Source organism: Kineococcus deserti, from assembly GCF_050871945.1.
GTDB lineage: Bacteria > Actinomycetota > Actinomycetes > Actinomycetales > Kineococcaceae > Kineococcus.
In genome coordinates, this window is record NZ_JBJLSI010000002.1 from 202,927 (window position 1) to 229,190 (window position 26,264).

The window sequence follows — 26,264 nt, forward strand, 5'->3', positions numbered from 1 at the left end:
AGCCCGAGGACGCCCATGACTGCACTTCTGGTAGCCAATGACGGCGGTCACCTGGCACAGCTGAAGTCGCTCGCCAAGCGGCTTCCGATCGCCGACGCGTTCCGCTGGGTCACCGTCCCCACTCCGCAGTCGGAGTCCCTGCTCGCGGGTGAGGACGTCACCTGGGTCAAGCCCGGTCCCACCCGGGACCTCAAGGCGGCGTTGCAGAACGCCATGCTGGCCTCGCCGCTCTTCCGCAAGGGCAAGATCTCCGCGGTGGTCAGCACGGGCTCCAGCCTGGCGGTCTCCGTCCTCCCCCAGGCCCGCCTGCACGGGACGCCCAGCTACTACATCGAGAGCGCGACGCGGACCAACGGTCCGAGCCTGTCCGGCCGGCTGCTCGCCAAGATCCCCGGCGTGGAGCTGTACACGCAGAACGCCTCGTGGGCCTCCAAGAAGTGGAAGTACGCCGGCTCGGTCTTCGACGGCTGGGAACCGCAGCCGCTGCCCGAGGAGCGCAAGGTGTCCAAGGTCGTGGTCTCCCTGGGGACCTCACGCACCTACGGGTTCCGGCGCCTCCTGGAACACGTGGCACCCATCCTCCACGACGTCGGCGCCGAGATCCTCTGGCAGACGGGAACGACCGACACCACCGGCCTGCCCGTCCTGGAGCCGCGCAGCGCCGTACCGGCGCAGGAACTGTCGGCGGCGATGCGCGAGGCCGACCTCGTCATCGCGCACGCCGGCACCGGAGTGGCCCTGGAGGCCCTGCAGGCGGGCAAGCTTCCCGTCCTGATCCCGCGCCGTGCCGAGTTCGCCGAGCACGTCGACGACCACCAGGAGCAGATCGCGGGCATGCTGAAGCACCGTGGCCTCGCCGTGGTGCGTGAGGCCGACCAGGTGAGCCTGGACGACCTGGTGCTGGCCGCCAGCAGCACCGTCGGCCTTCGCGAGGACGCCCGACCGCTGGCCCTGTGAACGACGGAACCCCACTCCGCGCCGGAGTGGGGTTCCGTGCGCCGCGGCCTCGGCCGCGACCGGGACCGATCCGGAGGTCGATGACCTCGGGGGGGATCGACCTCCGGGTCGGACTCAGCGAGCCGTCTCGACCCGTTCGAGCAGCGGTCGCCACCAGGCCTCGTTGTCGCGGTACCACTGGACCGTCTCGGCCAGGCCCCCGTCGAACGAGTGCTTCGGGGAGTACCCGAGTTCGGTGGAGATCTTCGAGATGTCCACGGAGTACCGCCGGTCGTGACCCTTCCGGTCCTCGACCTCACGTACCCGCTCCCACCCGACACCGAACGCGTCGAGGATTCGCTGGGTGAGTTCCCGGTTCGTGAGTTCCGTGCCGCCACCGATGTTGTAGACCTCACCGGGCCGGCCGCCGTCCACGACGAGCTGGATGCCGCGGCAGTGATCGTCGACGTGCAGCCAGTCGCGCACGTTGAGACCGTCCCCGTACAGCGGGACCGTGCCCCCACGCATGAGGTTGGTGATGAACAACGGCATGACCTTCTCGGGGAACTGGTAGGGGCCGTAGTTGTTCGAGCAGCGCGTGATGCAGGCGGGCAGCCCGTGCGTTCGGTGGAAGGAACGCACCAGCAGGTCACTGGAGGCCTTCGAGGCCGAGTAGGGGCTGTTGGGTTCCAGCGGGTGGTCCTCGGGCCAGGAACCCTCGGGAATCGTGCCGTAGACCTCGTCGGTCGAGACGTGCACGAACTTGTCGATGTCGTGCCGCACCGCCGCGTCCAGCAGGACCTGGGTCCCCACGACGTTCGTGTGCACGAAACCTGCTGCGCCGTCGATGGACCGGTCGACGTGGCTTTCGGCCGCGAAGTGCACGACCACGTCAGCCTCGGCCATCAGCGCGTCCACGGCGGCCGCGTCGGTGATGTCCGCCTCGACCAGCCGCAGGCGGGGGTCACCGGACACCGGGTCCAGGTTCCGCGGATTGCCCGCGTACGTCAGCTTGTCGAGCACCACGAGGGATTCGATGCCGCCGGCTCCGTGGACCCCCGTCAGGGCCGAGCGAACGTAGTGACTTCCGATGAAGCCTGCACCACCCGTGACCAGGAGTCTCATGGGGCGACATACTACGGTGTCATGCGCGGAATCATCCTCGCCGGTGGATCCGGCACGCGGCTGCACCCGATCACCCGCGGCATCAGCAAGCAGCTCGTCCCGGTCTACGACAAACCGATGATCTACTACCCGCTCTCCACGCTCATGCTGGCGGGGATCCGGGACGTCCTGGTCATCACGACACCCCACGACGCCGAGGGCTTCCAGCGACTGCTGGGCGACGGTTCGCAGTTCGGGGTGAACCTGCAGTGGGCCGTGCAACCCTCCCCCGACGGCCTGGCCCAGGCGTTCGTGATCGGCGACGAGTTCGTCGGTTCCGAGACGGTGGGCCTCGTGCTCGGCGACAACATCTTCTACGGGCCCGGCCTGGGCAACCAGCTGGGCCGTTTCGACGGCCTGCGGGGCGGCGCGATCTTCGCCTACTGGGTGAGCGACCCGACGGCCTACGGCGTCGTGGAGTTCGACGAGGCCGGGAACGCTCTGTCGCTGGAGGAGAAACCCACCGCTCCGAGGAGCAACTTCGCCGTCCCCGGGTTGTACTTCTACGACTCCGACGTGGTGGAGATCGCCAAGTCGCTGGAGCCGTCGGCACGCGGTGAACTCGAGATCACCGACGTCAACCGCACCTACCTCGAACGCGGCGAACTGGCCGTCGAGGTGCTCCCCCGTGGAACGGCCTGGCTGGACACCGGGACCTTCGACCAGATGCTCGCCGCCGGGAACTACGTCAGCACCCTCGAAGCGCGGCAAGGGCTCAAGATCGGCTGTCCCGAGGAGGTCGCCTGGCGCAACGGGTGGCTGTCGGACGAGGAGCTCAGCGACCGGGCCTCGGTGATGGTCAAGAGCGGCTACGGGTCCTACCTGCTCGAGCTCCTGGCGCGCGGTCGGCACGCCTGACGAGCCCGCCCGAGCGCGTCAGCCGGTCCTGCGGCGGCGCGCCAGGTCGGTGAGGGCGCGGGTGGCGGCGTGCACCCCGCACATGCCGTGCACGCCTCCGCCCGGCGGGGTGGCCGCCGAGCACAGGTAGGTCCCCGCCAGCGGCGTCGAGTACGGGTCCAGTCCCACGACCGGCCGGAACAGCTGCTGGCGGATCGTCAGCGCCCCACCGCCCACGTCCCCGCCGACGAGGTTCTCGTTCTGGCGCTCCAGCACCGCGGGCGGTGCCTCGACCCGGGCCACGATCCGGTCCCGGAAACCCGGGGCGAACCGCTCGATCTGCCGGTCCACGCGCTCGCCCGTGCCCGGGTCGCTCGATCCCTGCGGGGTGTGCGCGTAGGCCCACAGCACCCGCTGCCCGCCGGGGGCACGTCCGGGGTCGGCGACGTCCTGCTGGGCGACCAGGACGAAGGGCCGGTCGGGGTGCCGGCCGTGCGCGACGTCGTCCTCGGCGGCCGCGACCTGCGCGGCCGTGCCGCCGACGTGCACCGTGACCGCGTCGGCCAGCCGCGGGTCCCGCCAGGGCACCGGCCCGTCGAGCAGGTAGTCGACCTTGTGCGCGCCGGCGCCGTACCTCCAGCGCCGCATCTGCGCGGCGTAGCGCGGGGGCAACGACGACCCCGCCACCGACAGGAACTGCCGCGGGGTCAGGTCCAGCAGTGTCACGTCGGCCTTCCCGGCGGCCTGCAGGTCGCCCAGCGTCCGCACCGGGTGCTCCAGCAGCACCTTGCCGCCGTGCTCGGCCAGTTCAGCGGCCAGCGCCGCTGTGATCGCTCCCGCACCGCCGGCCGGGACGGGCCAGCCAGTGGTGTGCGCGGCCGCGCCGAACAGCATCCCGAACGCCGCCGTCAGCGGCTGGTCGTGCGGTTGCAGGGCGTGCGCGGCCATCCCGGCGAACAGGGCGCGCGCGGGCTCCCCGCGGAACACGGTGCGAGTCAGCACCGACGACGGCCACGCGGCGCGGGCCCCGAAACCGCCCAGCGTCAGCGGGGCGGTGGGCACCCGCAGCAGCGGCCCGAGGACCGCCGGCACGAGGGACTCCCAGTTCCGCACCGGGCCGGTGAACAACGTCCGCCAGGCGCGACCGTCGCGGCCGAGCGCGGTGACCGCCTCGTCGAGGTCTCCCGGCAGCAGTGCCGCCGGGCCGTCGTCGAGAGGGTGCCCCACCGGGTACCGCCCGTGCAGCCAGCGCAGCCCGTGCCGCTCCAGCGGCAGGGTGGCGAAGAACGGGCTGGCGGCCGCGAACGGGTGGACGGCCGATCCGACGTCGGAGACGACTCCCGGGCCGAGCAGTTCGGCGCTGCGGGAGGCGCCGCCCACGTGCGCGGTCGCCTCCAGGACTGTCACCTCCAGGCCGGCGCGGGCGAGCAGGACCGCGGCCGACAGGCCGTTGGGCCCGGCGCCCACGACGGTCGCCCGGCCGATCACCGGACGCTCTCCCCGCTCAACTCCACGACCGGCACGCTACCAACGGTGATCGGGCCCGGACCTGCCGTCGCGGGAGGGAATCCGCGCCGGTCAGACGGCTGCGAGGACGTCGGAGGCGGCCACGTCCCACCGGGAACGCCAGTCCCCGATCGGCTGCACCCCGGCCCCGGGCAGGTTCTGGGTCGACAGCACCGAGAACGCCGGCCGTGGCGCCGGCCGGACGAACTCCGCACTGCTGACCGGTTTCACGTCGACCTCGGCCAGGCCGGCTGAGGCCAGCACCGTGCGGGCGAACTCGAACCAGGAGCAGGAACCGGCCGAGACGGCGTGGTAGGTGCCGGCCGGCGCACCGGCGCTCACCAGCCGGGCCACGAGGTCGGCCACGTCGCGGGTCCACGTGGGCTGTCCGACCTGGTCGTCGACGACCGACAGCGCCCCGCGTTCGCGACCGGCCTTCACCATGGTCTTGGGGAAGCACCCGCCGTGCGCGCCGTACAGCCACGCGGTGCGCAGGACGAGCGCGTCGGCGCCGCTGGCCTGCACGGCCCACTCCCCCGCGGCCTTGGTGCGCCCGTAGGCGCTGCGCGGGGCCACCAGGTGGTCCGGCGCGTAGGGCTCCTGCGCCAGGCCGTCGAAGACGTAGTCGGTGGACACGTGCACGAATCGTGCCCCCGCGGCGCCGGCTGCCACGGCCAGGTTGCGGGCACCGACGGCGTTGACGGCGAACGCGGCGGCTTCCTCGGTCTCGGCGGCGTCGACGGCCGTGTGCGCCGTGCAGTTCACCAGGACGTCTGTGCTCGCCGGAACGGCCCGCGCGCAGGCCGCGGGGTCGGTGACGTCGAGCTCGGCCCGGGTGAGGGCGAGGACCTCGTGCCCCGCCGTCCGCAGGACGTCGACGACGTCCGTCCCGAGCATCCCGCCTGCTCCCGCGACGACCCAACGCACGCGCGTTCCTCCAGTGCTGTCGATGGGGCAGGGCGACCGCCCTGCCGTTCGCGCGCAGCCTACGGTGACCGAGGAGTCACGGACAGCCTTCACGGCAGTCGGTAGTGTCCGGCCCGTGCAGACACGAGAACTCGCCGTCCCCGGCGCTTGGGAGTTCACACCACAACAGTTCGGCGACGACCGCGGCAAGTTCATGGAGTGGTTCAAGGAACCCTCCTTCACGGCCGAGGTCGGTCACGGACTGACTCTGGCGCAAGCGAACTGCTCCGTCTCGGCCGCCGGGGTCCTGCGCGGCGTGCACTTCGCGGACGTCCCCCCCGGACAGGCCAAGTACGTCTTCTGCGCGGCCGGCGCGGTGCTGGACGTGGTCGTGGACCTGCGGGTCGGGTCCCCGACCTTCGGGCGGTGGGACTCGGTGCTGCTCGACGACGTCGACCGGCGCGCCGTGTACCTGTCCGAAGGGCTCGGGCACGCCTTCCTGTCCCTGGCCGACGGTTCGACCGTCGTGTACTTGTGCTCGGAGGGGTACGCCCCCGAGCGGGAGCACGGCGTCCACCCGCTCGATCCGGCGCTGGGCATCGAGTGGCCCACGCAGGGCCGCGACGGTCGGCCGCTGGAGTTCACGCTCAGCGGCAAGGACGAACAGGCCCCCACCTTGCAGCAGGCCCTGGACGCCGGGGTGCTGCCGCAGGCCGAGCAGGTCGCGTCGTTCACCGCCGGGCTGCGCGCCCGGGCCTCCTAGGAACGTCCCGGCGCGGGGTCGAGGCTGAGGATCTCGCGCCACCGGACGCCTCGGGCGGACCAGCTGTGACCGGCCGCGTAGTTCCGACGCTGCGCGGCGGCCTGCGGATCGGACGCGGCCGCCGCCTCGACAGCGGCCTTGACGAAGTCACCGGCGTTGCGGGCGATCTCGTCGACGACGGTCACGCCCGGCGCGTCCAGCCAGTCCAGCGCCTCCAGCCGGGTGGAGACCACCGGCAGCCCGGCCGCCAGGTACTCCAGGACCTTCAGCGGGAAGCTGGCCTGGTTGAAGTCCGAAGGCGTGTAGGGCATCAACCCCACCGCCGCCCGCGTCAGCACCGCCGAGACGTCCTGCGGGGCTCGGGGTCCGATCCAGTGCATCCGCGGGTGGGACACCAGATCAGCCCACGTGGAGTCCTGCGTGAACGTCGGCTGGCGCGGCCCCACCACGACCAGGTCGAGTCCGGCCTCCAAGACCGCGCGGAACCCCTCGAGGTCGATCCGGTCCGAGACCATGCCGAGGAAGACCGCGAAGGGGCCGGCCGGCAGGTCCAGGTCCTCCCCGGTTCCGGCCGGCGACAACTGCGCCCCGGCCGGGACCAGGTGCGCCTGCCTACCAGAGGCCGCGCACAGTCGCTGCAGCCGTGGGGAGACCACGACGACCTCGTCGGCCAGGGCCAGGCTGAGGTCACGTCCGCGACGCAACCGCTCGGCGGGAACCCCGACCAGACCGGCGCCGGCGACGTAGTCGTCCTTGACGAGGAAGGCGGTGCGGGCCCGCAGCGCCCGGGCGGCTGCCTGCAACGGGCGGCCCACGTTCTGGGCGCTCACCAGGGCCTGGGGCCGCCGGCCGTCACGATGGACAGCGGCCAGCAGCGTCGCCGCGACGACGGGAGCGTTGAGGTGGTGCAGTCCGCGACGGCGGCTGGCCGGTGGCACCCACGGCGTGACGACGGTGATCCCTTCGGGCGCCTGGACCGCCGGCCGGCGCACGCGCAGTCCGTCGGCCTTGGTCCAGACCGCGGTGGGCGGCTGGACGAACAGAACGTCGTGCGTGCAGGCCAGTTCGGCCGCCAGGCGCTGCTCGTAGAGCCGGTGCCCCTGGAAGGGCGTGCTCGACAGCAGGGCGACCAGCGGGCGTCGCGAACTCACGCGGCCTCCCGGACCAGGCAGGCCAGGTCGGCGGCCATCCGCGCGGTGGAGAACCGCTGTCGTACGCGCTCGGCGGCGGCCCGCCCCATCGCCGCGGCTCGGTCGGGGTCGGCCAGCAGGCCGCTCACGGCGGCGGCCAGCGCCGCCGGGTCACCGGGCGGCACCAGCAGCCCGGTCTCACCGTCAGCGACGTAGTCCTCCATCCCGGCGGTGCGGGTCACGACGACCGGCACCCCGCAGGCCATGGCCTCCAGCGAGGCGGTCAGCCCGGAGCAGTGCACGTTCGGGACCAGCGGGACGACGACGACCGCGGCGCGGCGGTAGACCTGCTCGCGCAGGGCGACGTGGTCGAGCTGCACGGTGCGGCTGCGCGGTCCGGCGGCCACCTCGCGCGTGGTGGCCACGGTGAGGTCGGCGCCAGGATCGGCGCGCAGGATCTGCGGCCACGCGGCCGCGAGCGTGGCGTAGTCGCGGTGCCGGTCGTTGCCGACCGAGGCGACCGTCCCGGTGGCCGCGGCGACGGGCCGTTCGGTCCAGAAGTCGGTGTCGATGCCCTGCGGCACGTACTGGACCTGCGGAGCCCGCAGCCCCCAGCGTTCCAGCACCGGCAGCTGGGCGGTCGACAGGACGAACAGGCGCCCGGCGCGTCGCAGGTAGCGGCGCGTGACGGCTTGCGCTGCAGCCGATCCGCCGTCGGTGGCCCACACCACTCCGGAGACCACGGGCCGGGAGCCGCCCACGGCGGCCAGGGCGGGAACACCGAGGCGTTCCTCCCAGGTGAGCAGCGGACCGGTCCCGCGCCAGCTGCGCCCGAACCGCAGGCCGTCCAGGAGCTTGCCCGACGCCCGTTCCAGGGGCCGTGGGACACCCACGTCGAGCAGGCGCGGCTCGAGGTCGTGGTCGGCGAGCCGGTCCAGCCCGTAGGGGAAGCGGTCCGGGACGAGGCCCTGCGCGTGCCGCTGCGGCCAGCCCTTCGTGTGCGCCGAGGCAACCGCCACGTCGACGGTGAGGGACGACCGGGTCCGCGGCTCGGCGCCCGTCGCCGGCGAGGGCGTGCTCATCCGGCGGCCGCCACGGATCCGTCCTGCGCCCCGCTGGGGAACAGCCGCAGCAGCTCCCGCGCGGCGTCGATCGCCTCGTCGGCGGTCGTGGCCGTACGGGTGAGCTCGCTGTCGCTCGTCCACGCGTCGCGGAAGTCGCGGATCTTGCCGTAGGAGTTGTCCAGCACGACGTGGGGGATGCCGAGCAGCAGGCAGAGGATGTGGCCGTGCAACCGGTCGGTGACGACGACCCGACCACGGCTGAACGTCCGGATCCCGGCCTGCAGGTTCTGCCGCGCCATGGAGGTGTAAGCCGCGGACAGCACGGGCTGGGTGAGGCGTGCGGTCCGTGCGCCCTCGACGCGGCGCACGGCGCCGATCGTGCGGCGCTTGACCTTCCAGGCCCGGTGGCTGAACTCGTGGGTGCCCCAGTCGGTGACCGGCAGACCCGCGGCACGGAAGGTTGCCGCGTGCCCCACCCCTTCGCGGTCGTCGCGCATGAGGCAGAGCACGTCGACCTCCGGCGGTGCACTGCGCTGCAGCGTCCCGAGGCCGAACGCGGCGTCGGGGACGAGGCTGAGCGAGGCGTTCGGGAACATCGCCTCGGCCTCGGCCAGCGACCGCCGGTCGCGGACCATCAGGTGCAGGTCCGGGTGGGCGCGCAGCGCCGCCGAACCCGCCGCGGCGCCGTCCCGGTCGGAGTACCAGACCGACTGCGGCAGCTGGACGACGCGCCGGTCGGCGAACCGGCGGGCGACGTCCTCGCGGAAGCGCTGGTAGTCCGGCCAGACGTCACCGAAGTTCCCGCCGCCGTGCAGCATGATCGGGTTCGCGCCGTTGCGGGCGCGCAGTGCGGCGGGCACGAGCGAGTGGTGCTCGCAGGTGTAGTCAACGGAGATCCCGCCGCGCGCCAGGAGGGCGCGTTCGCCGAGCCAGATCAGGGAGTCGCCGACGTTCTTGTGCCCTGGGAAGTCCAGCAGGGCCGCGTGCTCGGCACCGACCGCGCGCGTCACGGCCTCCTGCCAGAGGGCACCGAGGCGGTGGACGAGGGCCGCATCCGGTCGGGTGACGGTCATGCGGGGAGTGTAGGGGGACGGCCACTGGCGGTCACTGCAGTGCTGCGCAACGCGCACCGCAGGTTGACGCCGACGAACAGGGCGCGGGCGGTCGTGTGCGCCAGCAGGTAGCGCGCGCGGCGTCCGGGGGTGGTGAGGATCCCCGCGCGCACGGGCGGGTGCACGATGGCCTGCCCGGCCAGCCGCACGTGGGCTGCGGCAACCCCGGCGAAGTGCCGAGGTCCGCGGCCCCGGGCCAGGTCGACGTCGCACCGTCCGCGGGCCACCCGCAGCGTCTTGCCGACCATGGCCGACCACGTGGAGCGGGCGGGGTGGTGCACGACGGCCCGCTCGGCGTAGCCCTGCGCTCCCCCGCGGCCGGCGACCCGCTGTCCCCACTCGGCGTCCCCCCGGGACTTCAGGGAGGCGTCGAACGGGCCGACCTCGGCCAGGGTCGAGCGCCAGGTGAAGAGGTTGGCGGTCACCGCGAACCGCTGCTTGGCGAGGTACTCCTGCTGCGGGAAGGCGTGCGCGGCCTCGTACAGCTCCCACGCCGTGCGCGGGGCGCCCGCCGTGAAGGACAGCTCCACCGCTCCGCCGACCATCGCGATACCGGTCCCGGTGCGCTGCAGGGCCTGCACCCCGGCGCTGAGCCAGTCCGGTTCGGGTGTGCAGTCGGCGTCGGTGAAGGCGACGACCTCGGCAGCGTCGTCCTGCTGCAGTTCGGCCAGCGCGCGGTTGCGGGCCCGGTAGGAACCGGAGGCCGGTTCGGACAGCAGGACGAACCGGTCGTCGTCGGGCACCGCCGCCGAGACGTCGAGGCGGGAGGCGTTGTCCACGACGACCACGCGCACCGGCCCGGGGTAGTCCTGGTCGGCCAGGGCCCGCAGGCAGCGGCGCAGCTCCTGCACCCCTTCCGGTCCCGAGGCGTGTGCGGGCACGACGACGGCCACCGGGGGCAGCGGGGAAGCACTCACGGGGGCGGATCCTGCTACGTGACGTGGCCGAGCTGCAACGACCTGTCGCCGTGAGGGGCGATCGAGTGAGCGCGATGACCCAGTGCAACCGGTGTGCGACGATGCGCCCACCGCCGCCGACGGAGGGAGACAGCATGTCGACGCTCGAGTCGGCACCGGAGGACCTGGCCGGCCACCCGGCCCCCTTCGTCGACGTCGTCGTCCCGGTGAAGGACGACCCGCGCCTGGAGGCGTGCATCCGCGCGCTGCTCGCCCAGGACCACCCGGCGGACCGCTTCCGGATCATCGTGGCCGACAACGGCTCGCGCGAGCCACGGCACGACCTCGCCGACCTTGACCCGCGGGTGAGCGTTCTGGTCGAACCGCGACCAGGCTCGTACGCCGCGCGCAACGCCGCGGTGGCCCGAGCGCACGGCGACGTCCTGGCGTTCACCGACTCCGACACGCTGCCCGATCCGGGCTGGATCTCGCACGCCGTCCGGGCCTTGCAGGACGGGGCGCAGGTCGTGGCCGGCCGGGTGCGCGTCTACCCGCGCGACACGGCCCGCCCCCACCCCGTCGAGGCCTTCGAGGTCGTCAACGCCTTCCGGCAGGACCGCACCGTCCGCCAGGGTTTCGCCGTGACGGCGAACATCGTCGTCCCGCGCGACGTCTTCGACGCCGTCGGGCCGTTCAACGCCGACCTGCCCTCCGGTGGTGACGCGGAGTGGTGCGGCCGCGCCGTCGCCGCGGGGTTCGCCCTGACCTACGTCGACGACGCCGTCGTGGCCCACCCCGCGCGCGAGTCCTACGCCGAGGCGTGGAAGAAGTTGTGCCGGGTGCAGCACGGCCGGCAGCTGCGGGTGCGCGCCGGGGAGAGGCCGCCGGGCGAGCTGTCCGTCAAGGCGTTCTACCCGCCGGTGGGTTCGATCCTGCGCGCGGCGCGCTCGCGGGAGCTGACCGGGGTGCGCAGCCGCGTCGCGTACGTCGTCGGCGCGTTCTACATGCGGTACGGCCGCGCGGCGGCGGCGGTGAAGTACCGCTGAGCGCGGCCCGTGTCGACGACCTGAGCATCGCCCGCGAGCGCCGTGCACGCCGCCGGCGGTTGCGGTCGCTGCCCACGCTCGTCGTGGAGGCGCTGCGGTTGTGCTGGAGCGCGCGCCGCCGGGACCTGGTGCTGGTGTTCGGCGTCCAGCTGCTGGGCTCGGCACTGCTGGCGGTGCAGGTGTTGGTGGGTCGTGAGGCCCTGACGCGTGTCCTGGGCGGCGGCAGCGGGGGCGGGGACGGCGACCTGGTGTCGGCCGCCGCGGGACCGCTGCTGGCGCTGGCCGCGGTCAGCGTGGTGGCCGGCTTCGCCGGAGCCGTCCGCGGTCAGCGCATGCGGCTGCTGTCGGAGGCGGTGCAGCGCGCCGTGTGGCGCCGGGTCCTGGACACCACGACCCGGGTGGGGCTGGAACGGTTCGACGACCCGGAGTTCTACGACCGGCTGCAACGGGTTTCGACGAACGCGGTGTCCCGGCCGGTCGGGGTGGCGCAGGGGCTGGTGGGGATCCTCGGCGGGCTGGTCGGGTCGGTCGGCCTGGTCCTGGCGTTGTGGAGCATCCAGCCGCTGCTGCTGCCGGTCCTGGTGCTGGCGGGGGTTCCGGTGTTCCTGGTCTCGCGGCGGGGCGGGCGGCTGGAGTTCGACTTCGCCGTCGCCCAGTCCAGTGCGTACCGGGTCCGCACCTACCTGCGCTCGGCGCTGACGGGGCGGCGGGAGGCCAAGGAGGTCCGCGCCTACGGGCTGGCCGAGCACCTGGGGACCCGGTACGAGGAGCTGCTCGAGAGGTACCAGCAGGACCTGACGCGGCACGTCGGCCGGCGGATGCGCCTGTCGCTGCTGTCGCAGGTGCTCACGGCGACGAGCGTCGTGGCGACGGTGGCGATCCTGCTGTGGCTGGTCGACGGCGGGCGGATGTCGCTGGCCGACGCGGGTGCCGCCGGGGCCGCCGCACCGCTGCTGGCGTCCCGGCTGGCGGCTTTGGCATCGGGAGTCGGCACGGTGCTGGAGGCCGGGTTGTTCCTGGACGATCTGCAGGGGTTCCTGACGCAGGGCGCTCGGGGCCGGGAGACCTCGGGCGCGGTCGCCGAGGACTTCAAGGAGCTGCAGGTCGAAGACGTGGTCTTCTCCTACCCGCAGGGAGGGCGGCCCGCTCTGCGGGGGGTCTCCCTGGACGTCCGCCGCGGCGAGGTCGTGGCCCTGGTCGGGGAGAACGGGTCGGGCAAGACGACGTTGTCGAAGCTGCTGGCCGGATTGCTGCGCCCGGAGGCGGGGACCCTGCGCTGGAACGGGACCGACGTCACCGAGCTCGACCCGGCCTCGGTGCGCGACCACGTGGCCGTCGTCTTCCAGGACTTCGTGCAGTGGCAGTTCAGCGCCGCGGAGAACATCGCCGTGGGCCGGCCGGGCCGGCCGGACGAGACGGCCGGCGTCGTGGCCGCCGCCGTCCAGGCCGGGGCGGACGAGCTGCTGCGCAAGCTGCCCGCCGGCTACGACACCCCGTTGAGCGCCGAGCGGGCGGGCGGCGTCGATCTGTCGCTGGGGCAGTGGCAACGGGTGGCGCTGGCGCGGGCGTTCTACCGGGGCGCCGAGCTGGTGATCCTGGACGAGCCGACCGCGGCGCTGGACGCGCGGGCGGAGGCCGAGCTGTTCGCCGGCATCCGCGAGCTGATGGCCGGGCGCACGGTCGTCCTGGTCTCGCACCGGTTCTCCAGCGTCCGCGAGGCCGACCGGATCGTCGTGCTGCGTGAGGGACTGGTCGACGACACCGGGACGCACGAGGAGCTGCTGGCGCGGGGCGGGCTGTACGCCGAGCTGTACACGCTGCAGGCGCAGGCCTACCTCGACGAACCGGTGACGCCGTCCCGCGGGACGGGACGGCACGTCGCCTCACCCCGTGACTGAGGGTCAGCAGACGGGCTCCGCCGCGCACCTCAGGGTCACGCTCCGTCAACGTTGAACGACAGCAGCGCCGGAGCGTTGCGGTCCACCTACTCTGTGCTCGTGAACGAGGTGGAGGAGCGGGTTGCCGTGCGTACGGACGAACTGGCCTGGAACGAGGTGGACGACCAGATCGTGGTGCTCGACACGACGACCTCGACGTACCACGCGGTCTCCGGCGCGGGAGTGGCGTTGTGGCCGCTGCTGGTCGAGGGCACGACGCGCCAAGCTCTGCTGGAGCGGCTGACCAGCACCTACGACGTTCCCGCCGACCGGGCCGCAGCCGACCTGGAAGCCTTCCTCTCCTCCTGCGCGCCGCTGCTGCGGACGGCCTGAGGTGCCCCTGCACCGAACCTTGCCCCGCATCCTGCGTCGAATCCTGCGCCGGACCCTTCGCCGCCTCCGGATCGTGCGCCACGGCGGGCTGAGCGCCGCGGTGTGGGCCGAGCGGTCGCTGCGTGACGTCCGCCGGACGCTGCCCGCCGACGGGCTGCGCACGCGTGTGCTGCCACCCCCGGCCCTGCCCGCCGCCGGGCTGGAGGCCGTGGAGGCGGTGCTGCGCCGGCGCGAGGCGACCTGCCTGCAGCGGTGCCTGGTCGTCCAGGCGTGGCTGCTGGCGCACGGCGAACCCCGCGAGGTCGTCGTCGCGGCCTCGGTGGCGCAGGGTTTCGCCGCGCACGCCTGGCTCGACGGTCACGACGAGGACGAGAGCGCGACGTACTGCGAACTGACCCGCGTCCCGGCGCTGCGGTGACCGGTCCCACCGTTCCCGCGGACCGGCTGACGGCGCTGGAGTCGGTGTGGGGCATGCCCTTCGGCCGCCAGCCCGGGGTCGCCGCCCTGGACCGCGGTGCGTCGTCGACGCTGCGCGGGGCCGTCGAGCGCGCGGTGCTGCCGGCCCTGCGGCGACCGCCCTGCGTCGTCAGCTTCTCCGGTGGACGGGACTCCTCGACGGTGCTGGCGGTGGCGACGGCCGTGGCCCGGCGGGAGGGGCTGCCCGACCCGGTCCCCTACTCCCACCGGTTCCCCGGCGTCCCGGACTCGCACGAGGACGACTGGCAGGAACTCGTCGTCGGCCACCTCGGGTTGAGCGAGTGGGAACGGCCGCGCTGGACCGACGAACTCGACGTCCTCGGCCCGCACGCGCGCACGGTGCTGCTGCGCGACGGCGTCCTGCCGCCCTTCAACGGCCACCTGCACGAACCGGTCTTCGCCGCCGCGCACGGCGGATCGGTGCTGACCGGCATCGGCGGCGACGAACTGTTCTCCCAGGTCTCGCGCTACCCCGTCGTGCGGGTGCTGGCCCGACGGGCCCCGCTGCGACCACGGGCGCTGCCGCACCTGCTGTTCTCGGCGCTGGCCCCCCGGGGCGTGCGGGCCCGTCGGGTCGCACACCGGCTCCCGCTGGAGTTCGGGTGGGTCCGGCCGGCCGCGTTGGCCCGGTTGCGCCGGGAACTGGCGCAGGACTCGGCCACCGAGCCGCTGCGCTGGGACGTCGCCGCCCGGTCGTGGATGTGGACCGGGCGCATCCTGCACGTCCCGCGGCTGGCCAAGGAGCGGATGGCCGCGGCCCACGACGCGGTCGTGGTGCACCCGTTCGCGACTCCCGAGGTGCTGCGGGCCGCCGCGGCGGCGTGGGGACCGGCCGGGCCGCGGGGCCGAGCCGGGGAACTGCTGCGCTCCTTCGGGGACCTGCTGCCGCGGGAGGTGTTCACCCGTGAGACCAAGGCCGGGTTCAACGGCGCGTTCTGGGCCGGAGCCGGGGCGCGATTCGCCCGCCGGTGGACCGGCGTCGGCGTCGACACCGACCTCGTGGACCCCGAGGCGCTGCGTGCGCAGTGGTCCGGACCGGATCCGGACCTGCACTCGATCACCCTGCTGCAGCAGGCGTGGCTGGCCCAGGAAGGCCCTGCACCCCTCGGGCGCTGAGGGTTGCGGCGAGCACGTGCGCGGCCCGGTCGACCTCCTCGAACCGGCGTGGGCGGCGGAACCGGTAGGTCGGCAGCGTCAGCAGAGCGAGCACCGCGTTCTGGTCGGCCGGCGGCAGCTTGAGGGCCAGGGCCTCCACCAGGGCCGGCCACCGGGCGGGCAACGGGACGTCGTCCACACCGGTCTGCTCGCCCCACGCCAGGTGCACCAGCCCGGCCAGTTCCAGCTCCGCCCCGGCGTCCAGCTGGTCGTCGACCTCGACGCGGAAGCGTTGCCGTCGCCCCACCACCCCGATGTCCTGCCCCACCCCGTAGTGCTCGGCGGTGGGGCGGCGCAAGTCGATGCACCGGGGTCCCGGCAGCACCCGCGAACCGTCCAGGACGAGGACGTCGTCGGTGACCAGGGGCAACCCGGCCCGCACGAGCGAGTACATCGCCGTGCTCTTGCCGGCTCCGCGTTCCCCCAGGACGGCCCACACCCGGCCGTCGACGAGGACCGCCCCGGCGTGCAGCGCCACCTGCCCCCGCCACCAGGCGACGGTGGCCGCCGTGGCCGCGAGGTAGGGGTGAACGACCTCGTCGTCGGCCGGTGGGCTCACCGCGCGGAACGTCGTGGTGGCCCGGGCACGGTCGATGTCCACCCGGCCCCTGGTCATCGGCAGCACGGCGCGAGCCCGGTCGGCAGCCGTCGGGACCTCGTCGTCGGCGGGAGCGACGATCCGCTCGATGCGCCACGTCGTCTCGTGGCCGCCTGCCGTGCGCAGGAGCCTGCGGGCTCCGGTGAGGTCGGGCAGGGCGAGGCCGTAGGCGACGGGGGGGACGGTCGCGGCGGGGGTCACAAGGAGAAGGGAACCAGGTCGCCGCTTCGACCGCAGGCCCCATCTGACTGGTGGTAAGTCGATCTTCACGGACAGTACGCGAAACGGGTGACTCTGCAGTAATCTCACAAGCACCGAACGTCACAGCTCGGCGCACCGCCGCACCGCCGCACCGCTAGTCAGCACGTCCTTGTGATCGCGTACGCCTCAGGAGGCACTCATGGCCGAGCACTACGTCGCTCCGCGCCTGACCACTCTCGGTTCCCTCGCCGAACTCACGCTCCGCAACAAGAAGTTCGGGCTCAAGAGCGACGGTGACTTCTTCTGCGAGGACGACAACAGCCTGACCCCGCTCTACACCGTCTCCTGAGGAAGGCACCTCCTGTGAACAAGGCGTACGAAGCCCCGACCATGACCACGCTGGGCTCCCTGGCGGACCTCACGCTGGCGCCCAAGCAGTTCGGGCAGCGCAGCGACGGCGACTTCCTCAACGGGAGCGGCCTGTACACCGTCTCCTGCGAGTGCAACGACGTCGCGCTCTGAGCGTCCTGAACAGCTCTGCTGAAGGTCCCCGTCGCGCCCTCCGTGCGGCGGGGACCTTCGTGCGCTCACGGCTGCGCGGCCGGCCGGGCCCTCCCGGGGGCGTCGAAGTCGACGCCTTGGCCGACGTCCTGCGGCTGCACCGGATCGGACCCAGCCTCGACCACCTGCTGCGTACGGCCCCGGACGCCGGCGCGGTGGCGCACCTGCGGGCCGCGACCCGCCCCGCGACGCTGGCGCAGGCCGCCCGCCAGCTGCCCGTCCAGCTCGACCTGCGCACGGTCGCGCGAGCTCTCGACGGCCTGCCGTGGGCGGTCCTGAAGGGCCCGGCCGTCGCCGCGACGGTCCACGGCGGGGCCCCGCGCGAGTTCCACGACCTCGACGTCCTGGTCTCCCCCGCCGCCTTCGGCGACGCCCTGCGCGCCCTGGAGGCCGTCGGGGCACGGGCCATGGACCCCGACTGGGCCGGCATCCGCGCCGCGCGCGCCGGCGAGATCGCGGTCGCGCTCCCGCACGGGACCTTCCTCGACCTGCACTGGCACCTGGTGAACCGGCCCGCGCGGCGGCAGCGGTTCACCCTCGAGGTCGACACCCTGCTGGACCGGGCCCGTCAGGTCGAGCTGCTCGGCACCCGGGTCCCGACCCTGGACCCGGTCGACCAGCTGCACCACCTCGCGCTGCACGCCTGCCTGTCCGGGGCGTGGCGGCTGCTGTGGAGCTACGACCTGCGGCTGGCCGCCGGTCTGACCGACGACGCCGGCTGGAGCGAGCTCGTGGAGCGCACCCGCTCGGCGGCCACCTCGCTGCCGGTGGCGATGACGCTGGCCCGTGCCCGGCAGACCTTGGACGCGCCCGTGCCGGGCCCCGTGCTGCGCTCCCTGGCCGGCCCCTCACCGTGGCTGGCCGCGCAGACGGTCGTCACGGCGACACGCCCGCCGGAACGGCTCGCAGGCGCGCGCCGCAACGGCGCCATCCTGTTCACGAGCACCGGGCGCACGACCGCGGCCAGTGCGGCGGAGTTCGCCCGGGCTTCACTGGCCCGCGGCTCCCGGCGCCCCGCCGCGGCCGCGCCGGATCCGACCACGGGCGACGACCGCGCCGGGTACCTGGACTACGTGGCCGACCAGACCGGGGCGGCAGGAGCGGCGGGACCTGCCGGCCGGGTTCAGGCGGCGGCCGAGTAGAGCCGACGGCCCTGCTCACGCCCGTACAACCGCGCGGCGCGGCACACCCAGCGCCCGCGTCGCCCCGGGCCCTGGACCAGGTGGTGCACGTGCCGCAGGAGCCACTTGGCGTCGTTGACCGAGACCCCCGCCGGAGGCGTCGCCCCGTGCCGGCGGTACTGGGCGAGCAACCGGGCCTCGTTGCGGGCGTAGTCGCGGAACTGCCGGGCGGTGCCCCACAGGTCCGAGCGGTAGCGGTACTGCACCACCGCCTCGGCGGCCAGGCCGATGCTGTAGCCGGCCAGCTGCACGCGCCAGCTGAAGTCCACATCGTCGCCGCCGGCCACGTAGGACTCGTCCCACCCGCCGACCGCCAGGGCGACATCCCGCCGGACGGCCAGGTTGCACCCCATCGCGAACGGCAGGAACCCGAAGCGGGTCTGCAGGACACCGGGCGTCGGCCCCGGACGCCAGGTCCGGCGCACGGCGTCGTTGGGGGTGATCACGTCCATGGTCCCCCCGACGAGGTCGGCCTCCTTGGTCGCCTCGACGAGCGAGCGCAACCACTGGGGGACGACGAGGTCGTCGGCGTCGCAGATGGCGACCAGGTCAGCGCGGGCCTCGCGCAGACCGACGTTGCGGGCGTGGCTGACGCCCTGCACGCCGGCGGCGTCGACCCGCCGCAGGTCCAGTCCGTACTCCTGCGCCCACGCCTCGACGTGGTCGGCCAGCCCGTCGCTGCTGCCGTTGTCGGACAGGACGACCTCGAAGGTGCCCTCGAAGTCCTGAGCCGCCAGGGCGGCGAGCTGCTGCTCCACCACACCCACGACGTTGAAGCAGGGGACGACGACCGAGACCTCGGGCCTCGCCTCCGTGCTCACCGGGTCCGTGCTCACCGGGTCCGTGCTCATCGGGTCCGCCCCACCTCTCCGTCGCAGTTCACGCGCGCTTCCCTCCGGCGTCGCTGGTGACGTCCAGGACCTCGCTGGTCGCTCCCCCGGCCGAGGCCGGGCCGGAGGCGACCTGGGTGACGTCGGTGACGTCCGCCGCCGGCCCCCGGCGCCGGCGCAGCGAGCGCACGTCGCCGAGGACGCGCCGGAACACCGGCCGCGCCAGCACGACCAGAGCCAGCAGGTAGACGGTCCCGGCGAGCACCGCGGACAACAGCAGGCGCGCCCAGTCGGCGAGGGAGTGCAGCAGGAGCGTGTCGACGCCCCACACCACGACCGCCATCACGACCGCCGCCGCGAGCACCCTCAACGCCTTGACGGTGCTGGTCACGGGAATGCCGACGGTGCGCTGGATCACCAGTTGCCTGATCGGAACCGACACCAGCGTCCGGAGCAGGAGCCCGGTGGCGACCCACAGCAGGCCGTGCGGGACGAGCAACAACACGATCGCAATGTGGACGACGACGATCCCGGTGACCATGACGACCTCGGGACGCAGCTTCCCCACCGCCACGAAGACGGCCCGGTCGAACTGGCTGAAGACGCCCAGGGCGGCGGTGACGGCCACGATCTGCGCGACGTCCGCGGTCTGGGCCCACTGGTCCCCGAGCAGGAAGGGGACGAGGACGGGGCTGGTGACGGCCAGGAAGAGCATGGCCGGGAACATCACCAGCCCGGCGGTGTAGAGCGCCGACTCGTAGGCCCGGAAAAGTCGCGGCCGGTCGTCCTGCAGCTTGGCGAAGGCGGGCGTGGCGACGGTGCTGACCACCGAACTGCCGGTCTCCTGCAGGATCTTGACCAGCCGGTTGGCCACCGACCACAGACCCAGCAGGGCCGAGGACCCCATGCCGGCGAGGATGAACTCCTCACTGCGGTTGCGCGTCTGCAGCAGGAGGTCGACGCCGAGCAGCTTGCTCCCGAAACCCAGCATGGTGCGCGCTTCCCGACGGTCCAGCACGAACCGGGGGAACCACCGGACCACCGACCAGGTGATGGCGACGTTGACCAGCCCGCGGACCAGGCTCTGGGCCACCAGCGCCCAGACCCCGGCCCCCGCCAGGGCCAGCACGATGGCGACGACCGAGCCCACCAGGGTGGCGATGGTGCCGCGCACCGCGAGCGACTTGAACCGCATGTCCCGGCGCATGAGAGCCGTCGGGACGCTGCCCAGGCCGGTGAGGACCAGGACGAGGCTCAGCCAGCGCAGCACCGGCGCCAGGTCCGGTTCGCCGAACAGGTGCGCGAGCGGACCTGCGAGCGCGGCGAGCACCCCGGCGAGCAGAACGGCGAGCGCCGTCGTCGTCCAGAACGCGGTGCTCCGGTGCCGCTCCGTCAGGTCCTGCGTCCGGATGAGGTACGTCGCCATGCCGCTGTCGGACAGCAGTTGAAGCACCGCGATCACGGACATGGCCAGGGCCACGAGGCCGAACTCGGCCGGTTGCAGCTGACGGCTGATGATGATGAAGGCGCCGGCGGTCGTGGCTCGCACGAGCCACATCTGCACCGCGCTCCAGATGACTCCCGCAGCGGCGCGCTGCCGCAACGACTTCGGGGTCACCGCCCCGCTCCCCGGCGCCCTGTCGCGGGCGGCTCAGGGACGCGTCGACAGCTGAGCCAGCGCATCCGGCACCTCCGTCCACGTCGCGGCGAAAGCGCTCGTCGGATCCTGCGCCAGCCAGGTCTCGTGCAGTGCCCGCACCTTCCCGAACTTGTCGTTCACGACGACGTGCGGGATGCCCAGGAGGGTGGAGATGACGTGCCCGTGCAGTCGGTCGGTGACGACACGCTCCCCGCGGGAGAGCAACGCCGTGGCTCGGTCCAGGTTCGCCCTCGCGAGGAAGCGCATGGACTCCCTAGCTGCGGCCGCGGTGGCCCGCCCCGGAGCACGGCGCTGCAACCGGTTCAACCTCGCGGCCACCTTCAGACCCAGGGCTGAGCGGGAGCGGGGCGGCGCCTGCACCCAGTCGAAGGTCGACGGGAAGCCCTCCACCCCGCCGGCTTCCTTGTCGGTACGGGCTTGGACGACGAGAGGTTCGACTGCAGGGTTCCTGCGGAGCGGTCCGAGCGCGAACGCCAGGTCGGGGACCAGGTGCACCTCGCAGTCGTAGTCGCGCTGGGCGATCTCGAAGCTGCGCTGGTCACGGACGAGGAAGATGAAGGATCCGTGTTCACCCACGGCCCGGCGCAGTTCCTCGCGGTGGTGCTCGTCGACGTGCTCGATGGACTGCGGCAGCTGGACGGCCGGCCGGCCCTTGGTGTCGCGCAGGAACTTCAGCCGGTGCTCGTGGTGCGTCGGGTACAGCCCGCCCCACGTGCCGCCAGCCATCGACAGCGGCAGCGAATCGCGGGACAGCAACGCCGCGTCGTAGGAGCGACGGTCGAGGATGCGCTCGACCGGCACCGCGGCCGACCTGGCAGCGGCCTCCAGTCCGAGGTGCAGAGCCGAGTCACCGCAGTTGAAGTGCATGGGGAAGTCCAGCGCGGTCCAGGACCGGTGACCCCGAGGCAGGATCCGACCGAGGTCGGTCAGCAGCCGGGCCCGCAGGCTCTCGACCACCGGCGAACCGGTCGGCAGGGTGTCCGGGCTCGTGTCAGGCACGCGTCGCTCCAGGTGCTGTTTCGCTGTCGAGTCGGGTGGGACGGAGTTCACCGCCGGGCGCGGTGCGGCCCGCTCGGGACGCGAGCAGGCCGAGGGTGATCATCAACAGGACGGTGGGTTGCGGGAACGAGGTCAGGTCGCTGGTGAAGGTCCCCATGAGCACCACGCCGAGCACCGCGAGCAGTGCTCGGTTCAGGCTCCGGTCGGCGGCGTCGGCGGCCAGGACGCTGCGGTCCCAGGCGACCCCGGCGGCTACGAGGAACAGCAGGGCGAACACCACCACGCCGACGGCACCCCCACCGATGAGCGTTCCGAGCCAGGTGTTGTCCAGGAACACGCCGCCGGTCTCCGGCCGGTAGACGCCTGCGCCCAGGCCCAGTACCGGGTTCTGCCGGAACATCTGCTCGACGAGAGCGTAATCGGACAGGCGGCCGGTCACGCTGTTGTCCTCAGCCGCATCGCGGAAGATGGCGGTGAGCGACTCGGTCAGCGTGGGCACGAAGGCGAACATCGCGAGCAGCCCCAGGAACCCGACGACGAGGGCGGCGAACTTCTGCGCCAGCGGCCAGATCGAGACGCCGACGACGACAGCGATGGCCAGGCCGAGGATCGCGCTGCGCGACACCGCGAGGGGAACGCCGGCCACCAGCACCACCGAGGCGAGGACGGCCAGCCGTCGCCGGCCCACGGTCGAGGCGTAGCGCGCCAGGTGCATCGCCAGCGGCAGCGCCGCGGTGGTGGCCAGGGAGAACTCGATGGGGTGCTCCCCCGTCCCCCGGGCTCGCAGGAAGTCCAGCCGGGTCACGTTCCGCAGGGTGGGGGTGTTCTCGACCAGCGGCGTCGACCGGATCAGGGAGGCCCAGTTCACGACGCCCAGCCACGAGAGCGCGGCCACGACGACCGATACCGCAGCCATGCCGACGATCCAGCCCAGGATCCGGCCGACGTCCCGGCGCTCGCGCAGCACCAGCCAGGTGTAGACCCCGACTCCTGTGATGCCGAACGCGCCGACCAGGGAGCGCAGCGCCCCGGCCGTCTCGGAGGCGTCGAGCGGGTGCATCACGGCCACGCCGTAGCTCCAGGTGGCCGCGGCCAGGTAGAGCACGAGCGTCCCGCCGACCAGCGACCACTGCGGATCCTCGTCGTCGCTGCGCCGGCGCGCCGCGGTGATCACCGTGAGCACGGCGAGCCCGAGGCAGACCAGGGAGAACAGGCGGCCCGGCGAGCCGTTGGAGTTCAGCGGCCCGGGGACGACGAAGTTCCCCGGGACCAGGAACGTGCAGACGACGACGGCGATGGGCAGCCAGGCGACGGGGACCGGCCGCCGGCGCCGTGCGGTGTTCCGGGTGGGGTCCGCGACGGTCCGCGCGATCGAGCTGACGAGGCTCACGCGATCCTCACGGTCGGCGCGCGGCGGAACCGGCGTGCTCGCGGGGGTGGCGGGTCACCCGGCCGTGAGAGGAGGTCGGCTCCGGCCCGCGGACGTCGACGTCGCGCTGCCCGGGGGTGCCCAGCGCGTCGTGGGTGCTCGCCTCGCTGCCGTCCGGGGCCGATCCGGTCGACGTCGACTGCGCCGTGGCCTCGCGACGACGGCCGATCGATCGCCCGGCAGCCGCGATGATCGCGTCGACCAGGACGATGAGGACCACTCCGGCGGCCAGGCCGCCCAGAGCGACCGTCCCGACGGCGCGCGCCCGGTCGGGGTAGGTCCGCACCGGTCCGTCGATCGGAGTCGACTGGATGATGACGAACAGGCCGTTGTCCGGCGCCTGGACCGCGCGCTGGACGTCGAGCAGCTGCTGGGCCGCTGCCTGCAGGGCCGCGGCGATCACGGCGCTGCCCTCCTCCGGGCTCGCCGTGGCCGTGGTCACCGTGAAGTAGGTGCGGTTGCCCGACGACCCGGTGGCCTCCGCTGCGGAGAACTGGGCCTCCGGGAAGGAGGCCATGAAGCCGGCCTGGACGGTGTCGGTGTTCAGCGCCGTGGAGACGGTGGCCGCGAGGGTGGTGGCCCCACCGGAGAGCGAGAACGGGTTGCGGCTCCCCGGCTCGGTGCCGGGCACGTTCTCCGGCAGCGGGGTGGACAGCGCGACGCTCGGCGTGACCAGGAAGGTCGTCGACGTCTCGTACTGCGGCTGCGCCGCGGTCCAGGCCGCCCGGGAGAACCAGGCGACCAGCGCCACGACCACGATGGTGAGGTACCAACGGTGCAGCAGCACCCTGGCAAGCGATCCGATCGTCACTGCAGTCTCCTCGGTCTCTCGAGCGGCGCGATCCGGTGGAGGGTGTCCCCCGGGCACACCCTCGGCTCACCCCGCTGGACGCGGAGAGCATTGCACAGTCACCAGTACGTAGCGAATACCTGCGCTGCTGGGCCGATCGGGGCATGCCTAGGATGCGGAACAGCCAGCCCCGGCTGGCCTCCCGACCGCCCGGCCCGCGGTGTCCTCGACGACGAGCACGCCGGACGACCATCGAGAGGTGACCGTGCTCGCGCACCCGCCAACCCGTCGGCGACCGTTCGCCATTCTGATCACCGCGGCGCTCCTGGTCGTGACCGCCTGCTCAGAAGGGTCGGACGAACCGAAGGACCCCTTCGCGGCCCAGCGCGAGAGGCTGACGCAGCAGGCCCGCGCGCTCGGCATCCCCGAGGGGTACCCCGGCCCGCACAACACCGGCGTCCCGCTCGGCACCGAACTGCAGGAGTCCGGGTCCGTCACGGCCTCCGAGGACGGTCAGGTCGTCGAGAACCTCGACATCGACGGCTGCATCTCCGTCAAGGCCGACGACGTGGTCATCCGCAACGTCCGGGTCCGCTGCGAGCACAAGCAGCGCGCCATCGTCGTCGAGGGTTCGCGGACCGGCCTGGTGGTCGAGGACTCCGAGATCGACGGTGGCGGCACGGCCCAGGTGGCCATCGGCTGGGGGAACTACACGCTGCGCCGCGTCAACGTGCACAACATCGTCGACGGGCCCCGGCTGGGCAGCGGCGTGACCGTCGAGGACAGCTGGATCCACGACATGGTCCGCAACGACGACTACCACTCCGACGCCCTGCAGGCCAACGGCGGCAGCGGGATCGTGGTGCGGCACAACACTCTCGTCCCGACCGACACCTCGACCGGGGACGTCCTCAACGCCGCGGTCCAGCTCGGCGCCGAAGCGGACAGCGGCGAGTTGACGGACGTGACGATCGAGGACAACTACCTCGACGGCGGCAACTACACCATCAACGTGCGCGACGACGACGGTATCTCCGAGGTCGTGCTGCGCAACAACCGCTTCGGGACCTCGGCCCGGTACGGCCCCGTCATCGCGCCGGAGGGGAAGGTGGAGGTCGAGGACTCCAACCGGACCCAGGGCACGACGACGAGGGTCGAGACCGTCGAACCCTGAGTCGCCGAACGAATGAACCGGGCCACTGCGCGTACCTCGACTGCTACGGTGCGTCAGTGACCAGCGCTCTCGGCACCCACGTGAACGGAAGCGTCGTGATCCCAGCGCACGACGAGGGCGTCGTGATCGACCGTTGTCTGCAGCGGCTGGACGTCGCCCGCGGAGACCTCGAGGTCGTCGTCGTCGCCAACGCCTGCTCCGACGACACCGCGGCCCGCGCCCGGGCTCACGGTGTGCGCGTGGTCGAGACAGCCACGGCCGGCAAGGCGAACGCCCTCGACCTCGGCGACGAGCACGCGACGGCCTTCCCGCGGGCCTACCTCGACGCCGACATCTCGCTCGACGGGGACGACCTGCGCCGCGTCCTCGACGTCCTGCGCAACGGCCCGGCGTTGGCCGCCGCACCTGCGCTGCACGTGGACACCTCACGCTCGTCGTGGCCGGTGCGCGCCTACTACCGGGTGTGGACCGCACTGCCGTACGTCACCGACGACCTCATCGGCTCCGGCGTCTACGTCCTGTCCCAGCAGGGTCGCTCCCGGTTCGGTCGCTTCCCCGACGCCACCGGCGACGACACCTTCGTCCGGGCCCTGTTCCGGCCCGGCGAGCGCATCAGCGTTCCGGGCACGCACTTCACCGTCCACCCGCCACGCACCCTCGCGGCGCTGCTGGCCATCAAGACCCGCGCCCGCTTCAGCGTCGGCGAGCACGCGTCCGCGCTCGGCGAAGGCGCACCGAGCAGTGGTGGCGGCGGTGGGGCCGCGTCCGCCGTCCGGCGCCTGTTGAGCCGGCCGGACGTGTGGCCCGCCGTGCCCGTGTACGCGGCGGTCGGGCTGCTGACCCGGCTGCGCGCCCGCCGACGCCTGGCCTCCGGGTCCCCGGTCGCCTGGGACCGCGACACCACGTCCCGCTCGATGGCGGACGTCTGAGCTCATGACCTCCGAGGTGATCCCGTGCCGCGCTCGCTGAACGACCTGCGCTGGTTGCGCAAGGCCCTGGTCGACGCCAAGCGCTTGGTGAACAACCGGTTGTGGGGCATGGACATCCACCCGACAGCCACCTTCAGCCTGTCCGCCCGCTTCGACAAGACGCACCCGCGCGGCATCCACGTCGGGTCGCACAGCTACGTCGCCCTCGAGGCGATCGTCCTGGCCCACGACATGACGCGGGCCAAGAAGGCGCACACCCGGATCGGCCGCAACTGCTTCATCGGCGCCGGCAGCATCCTGCTCCCGGGCGTCACGATCGGGGACGGCTCCATCGTGGCCGCGGGTGCCGTGGTGACCAAGGACGTGCCTCCCGCCTCGATCGTGGCGGGGTCACCGGCCAAGGTCATCCGCACCGGCATCACCGTGGGACCGTACGGACGGCTCCGGAAGGAGCAACCGGCGCTCGATCCGTCGACGCCCTGTGACGAGTCCGCCCCGGTCGGCGGCCAGGGTGCACAGACGGTGACGGGGAGCGCTGTCTAGCAACCCGTCTGCCTCACCCGGGGAGAGGATGGCGGTCACCTGCTCCGTGGGCCGATGCCTTGAAGGACAACAGCGTTCTTCGAGACTCGTCCCCCGCGGAGGCTTCC

General features: G+C 73.0%; 27 protein-coding genes. 14 read left to right on the plus strand and 13 right to left on the minus strand.

What is annotated here, in order from left to right:
* Positions 1-15: 15 nt before the first annotated feature.
* Entirely contained in the window at positions 16-957 is a 942-nt protein-coding gene (locus ACRYR2_RS02925) for a glycosyltransferase (RefSeq protein WP_432561317.1), read from the plus strand.
* A 114-nt stretch (positions 958-1,071) separates the two neighbouring features.
* Here ACRYR2_RS02925 and rfbB read toward each other — a convergent pair whose 3' ends face one another.
* Positions 1,072-2,061 (minus strand): dTDP-glucose 4,6-dehydratase, encoded by a 990-nt coding sequence (gene rfbB, locus ACRYR2_RS02930; protein WP_432561318.1) that lies wholly within the window; start codon positions 2,059-2,061, stop codon positions 1,072-1,074.
* A 21-nt stretch (positions 2,062-2,082) separates the two neighbouring features.
* On the opposite strand from rfbB, the gene rfbA reads away from it, so the two are divergent.
* A complete protein-coding gene (gene rfbA, locus ACRYR2_RS02935; protein WP_432561319.1) occupies positions 2,083-2,958 on the plus strand; it encodes a glucose-1-phosphate thymidylyltransferase RfbA in 876 nt (291 codons plus the stop codon).
* An 18-nt stretch (positions 2,959-2,976) separates the two neighbouring features.
* On the opposite strand, the gene ACRYR2_RS02940 is transcribed toward rfbA, so the two are convergent.
* Both ACRYR2_RS02940 and rfbD read right to left on the minus strand, forming a co-directional pair.
* On the minus strand, positions 2,977-4,425 hold the full coding sequence (locus tag ACRYR2_RS02940) for a phytoene desaturase family protein (RefSeq protein WP_432561320.1): 1,449 nt from the start codon (positions 4,423-4,425) through the stop codon (positions 2,977-2,979).
* A gap of 90 nt (positions 4,426-4,515) precedes the next feature.
* Complete coding sequence (rfbD, locus tag ACRYR2_RS02945) at positions 4,516-5,370, minus strand: dTDP-4-dehydrorhamnose reductase (protein WP_432561321.1); 855 nt, start codon at positions 5,368-5,370, stop codon at positions 4,516-4,518.
* 115 nt (positions 5,371-5,485) lie between these two features.
* On the opposite strand from rfbD, the gene ACRYR2_RS02950 reads away from it, so the two are divergent.
* Complete coding sequence (locus ACRYR2_RS02950; protein WP_432561322.1) at positions 5,486-6,112, plus strand: dTDP-4-dehydrorhamnose 3,5-epimerase family protein; 627 nt, start codon at positions 5,486-5,488, stop codon at positions 6,110-6,112.
* Here the strand turns inward: ACRYR2_RS02950 and ACRYR2_RS02955 are convergent.
* Genes ACRYR2_RS02955 through ACRYR2_RS02970 form a run of 4 tightly spaced genes read right to left on the minus strand, consistent with a single transcriptional unit; the run spans position 6,109 to position 10,335 of the window.
* Positions 6,109-7,263, minus strand: a complete 1,155-nt coding sequence (locus tag ACRYR2_RS02955) for a glycosyltransferase (protein WP_432561323.1) — start codon at positions 7,261-7,263, stop codon at positions 6,109-6,111. The genes ACRYR2_RS02950 and ACRYR2_RS02955 overlap by 4 nt on opposite strands.
* Positions 7,260-8,324: a glycosyltransferase family 4 protein gene (locus ACRYR2_RS02960; RefSeq protein ID WP_432561324.1), complete on the minus strand. Its 1,065-nt coding sequence runs from the start codon at positions 8,322-8,324 to the stop codon at positions 7,260-7,262. The genes ACRYR2_RS02955 and ACRYR2_RS02960 overlap by 4 nt, the downstream gene beginning before the upstream one ends.
* Complete coding sequence (locus ACRYR2_RS02965) at positions 8,321-9,379, minus strand: polysaccharide pyruvyl transferase family protein (protein WP_432561325.1); 1,059 nt, start codon at positions 9,377-9,379, stop codon at positions 8,321-8,323. The genes ACRYR2_RS02960 and ACRYR2_RS02965 overlap by 4 nt, the downstream gene beginning before the upstream one ends.
* The gene (locus ACRYR2_RS02970; RefSeq protein ID WP_432561326.1) at positions 9,376-10,335 is read right to left on the minus strand and encodes a glycosyltransferase family 2 protein; all 960 of its coding nucleotides are present in this window, start codon (positions 10,333-10,335) and stop codon (positions 9,376-9,378) included. The genes ACRYR2_RS02965 and ACRYR2_RS02970 overlap by 4 nt, the downstream gene beginning before the upstream one ends.
* 134 nt (positions 10,336-10,469) lie before the next feature.
* On the opposite strand from ACRYR2_RS02970, the gene ACRYR2_RS02975 reads away from it, so the two are divergent.
* The 5 genes from ACRYR2_RS02975 to ACRYR2_RS02995 all read left to right on the plus strand — a co-directional run bounded on the left by ACRYR2_RS02975 (position 10,470) and on the right by ACRYR2_RS02995 (position 15,223).
* The gene (locus ACRYR2_RS02975) at positions 10,470-11,360 is read left to right on the plus strand and encodes a glycosyltransferase family 2 protein (RefSeq protein WP_432561327.1); all 891 of its coding nucleotides are present in this window, start codon (positions 10,470-10,472) and stop codon (positions 11,358-11,360) included.
* A 59-nt stretch (positions 11,361-11,419) separates the two neighbouring features.
* Positions 11,420-13,258: an ABC transporter ATP-binding protein gene (locus ACRYR2_RS02980; protein ID WP_432561328.1), complete on the plus strand. Its 1,839-nt coding sequence runs from the start codon at positions 11,420-11,422 to the stop codon at positions 13,256-13,258.
* A gap of 99 nt (positions 13,259-13,357) precedes the next feature.
* Positions 13,358-13,630 (plus strand): PqqD family protein, encoded by a 273-nt coding sequence (locus ACRYR2_RS02985; protein ID WP_432561329.1) that lies wholly within the window; start codon positions 13,358-13,360, stop codon positions 13,628-13,630.
* Between the two features lie 19 nt (positions 13,631-13,649).
* Positions 13,650-14,048, plus strand: coding sequence for a hypothetical protein (locus tag ACRYR2_RS02990; protein WP_432561330.1), 399 nt, complete (start codon positions 13,650-13,652; stop codon positions 14,046-14,048).
* Complete coding sequence (locus ACRYR2_RS02995; RefSeq protein ID WP_432561331.1) at positions 14,045-15,223, plus strand: asparagine synthase-related protein; 1,179 nt, start codon at positions 14,045-14,047, stop codon at positions 15,221-15,223. Before ACRYR2_RS02990 ends, ACRYR2_RS02995 begins: the two co-directional genes overlap by 4 nt.
* On the opposite strand, the gene ACRYR2_RS03000 is transcribed toward ACRYR2_RS02995, so the two are convergent.
* Positions 15,165-16,061 (minus strand): phosphoenolpyruvate carboxykinase (ATP), encoded by an 897-nt coding sequence (locus ACRYR2_RS03000; RefSeq protein WP_432561332.1) that lies wholly within the window; start codon positions 16,059-16,061, stop codon positions 15,165-15,167. The genes ACRYR2_RS02995 and ACRYR2_RS03000 overlap by 59 nt on opposite strands.
* Before the next feature lie 199 nt (positions 16,062-16,260).
* Between ACRYR2_RS03000 and ACRYR2_RS03005 the strand changes: the two genes are divergently transcribed.
* The 3 genes from ACRYR2_RS03005 to ACRYR2_RS03015 are packed head-to-tail and all read left to right on the plus strand — an operon-like array spanning position 16,261 to position 17,764.
* Complete coding sequence (locus ACRYR2_RS03005) at positions 16,261-16,410, plus strand: hypothetical protein (protein WP_432561333.1); 150 nt, start codon at positions 16,261-16,263, stop codon at positions 16,408-16,410.
* 14 nt (positions 16,411-16,424) lie between these two features.
* The gene (locus tag ACRYR2_RS03010) at positions 16,425-16,583 is read left to right on the plus strand and encodes a lasso RiPP family leader peptide-containing protein (protein ID WP_432561334.1); all 159 of its coding nucleotides are present in this window, start codon (positions 16,425-16,427) and stop codon (positions 16,581-16,583) included.
* Between the two features lie 59 nt (positions 16,584-16,642).
* Positions 16,643-17,764, plus strand: coding sequence for a nucleotidyltransferase family protein (locus ACRYR2_RS03015; protein WP_432561335.1), 1,122 nt, complete (start codon positions 16,643-16,645; stop codon positions 17,762-17,764).
* Here the strand turns inward: ACRYR2_RS03015 and ACRYR2_RS03020 are convergent.
* From ACRYR2_RS03020 to ACRYR2_RS03040, 5 genes are read right to left on the minus strand one after another with little or no spacing between them, the layout of a single operon-like run.
* On the minus strand, positions 17,746-18,654 hold the full coding sequence (locus tag ACRYR2_RS03020) for a glycosyltransferase family 2 protein (RefSeq protein ID WP_432561336.1): 909 nt from the start codon (positions 18,652-18,654) through the stop codon (positions 17,746-17,748). The genes ACRYR2_RS03015 and ACRYR2_RS03020 overlap by 19 nt on opposite strands.
* A gap of 28 nt (positions 18,655-18,682) precedes the next feature.
* Positions 18,683-20,251 carry a lipopolysaccharide biosynthesis protein gene (locus tag ACRYR2_RS03025; protein WP_432561337.1) on the minus strand — a complete coding sequence of 523 codons (1,569 nt, stop codon included), beginning with the start codon at positions 20,249-20,251 and terminating at the stop codon, positions 18,683-18,685.
* 33 nt (positions 20,252-20,284) lie between these two features.
* The gene (locus ACRYR2_RS03030; RefSeq protein WP_432561338.1) at positions 20,285-21,292 is read right to left on the minus strand and encodes a polysaccharide pyruvyl transferase family protein; all 1,008 of its coding nucleotides are present in this window, start codon (positions 21,290-21,292) and stop codon (positions 20,285-20,287) included.
* Positions 21,285-22,682, minus strand: a complete 1,398-nt coding sequence (locus tag ACRYR2_RS03035; RefSeq protein WP_432561339.1) for an O-antigen ligase family protein — start codon at positions 22,680-22,682, stop codon at positions 21,285-21,287. Before ACRYR2_RS03035 ends, ACRYR2_RS03030 begins: the two co-directional genes overlap by 8 nt.
* A 7-nt stretch (positions 22,683-22,689) precedes the next feature.
* Positions 22,690-23,532 carry a hypothetical protein gene (locus ACRYR2_RS03040; protein ID WP_432561340.1) on the minus strand — a complete coding sequence of 281 codons (843 nt, stop codon included), beginning with the start codon at positions 23,530-23,532 and terminating at the stop codon, positions 22,690-22,692.
* A gap of 238 nt (positions 23,533-23,770) precedes the next feature.
* Here ACRYR2_RS03040 and ACRYR2_RS03045 point away from each other — a divergent pair, with 238 nt between their 5' ends.
* From ACRYR2_RS03045 to ACRYR2_RS03055, 3 genes are all read left to right on the plus strand, one after another.
* Positions 23,771-24,685: a right-handed parallel beta-helix repeat-containing protein gene (locus ACRYR2_RS03045; RefSeq protein WP_432561341.1), complete on the plus strand. Its 915-nt coding sequence runs from the start codon at positions 23,771-23,773 to the stop codon at positions 24,683-24,685.
* Between the two features lie 95 nt (positions 24,686-24,780).
* Positions 24,781-25,614: a glycosyltransferase gene (locus ACRYR2_RS03050; protein WP_432561342.1), complete on the plus strand. Its 834-nt coding sequence runs from the start codon at positions 24,781-24,783 to the stop codon at positions 25,612-25,614.
* Positions 25,615-25,638: 24 nt separating this feature from the next.
* The gene (locus tag ACRYR2_RS03055; protein ID WP_432561343.1) at positions 25,639-26,157 is read left to right on the plus strand and encodes an acyltransferase; all 519 of its coding nucleotides are present in this window, start codon (positions 25,639-25,641) and stop codon (positions 26,155-26,157) included.
* Positions 26,158-26,264: the final 107 nt, after the last annotated feature.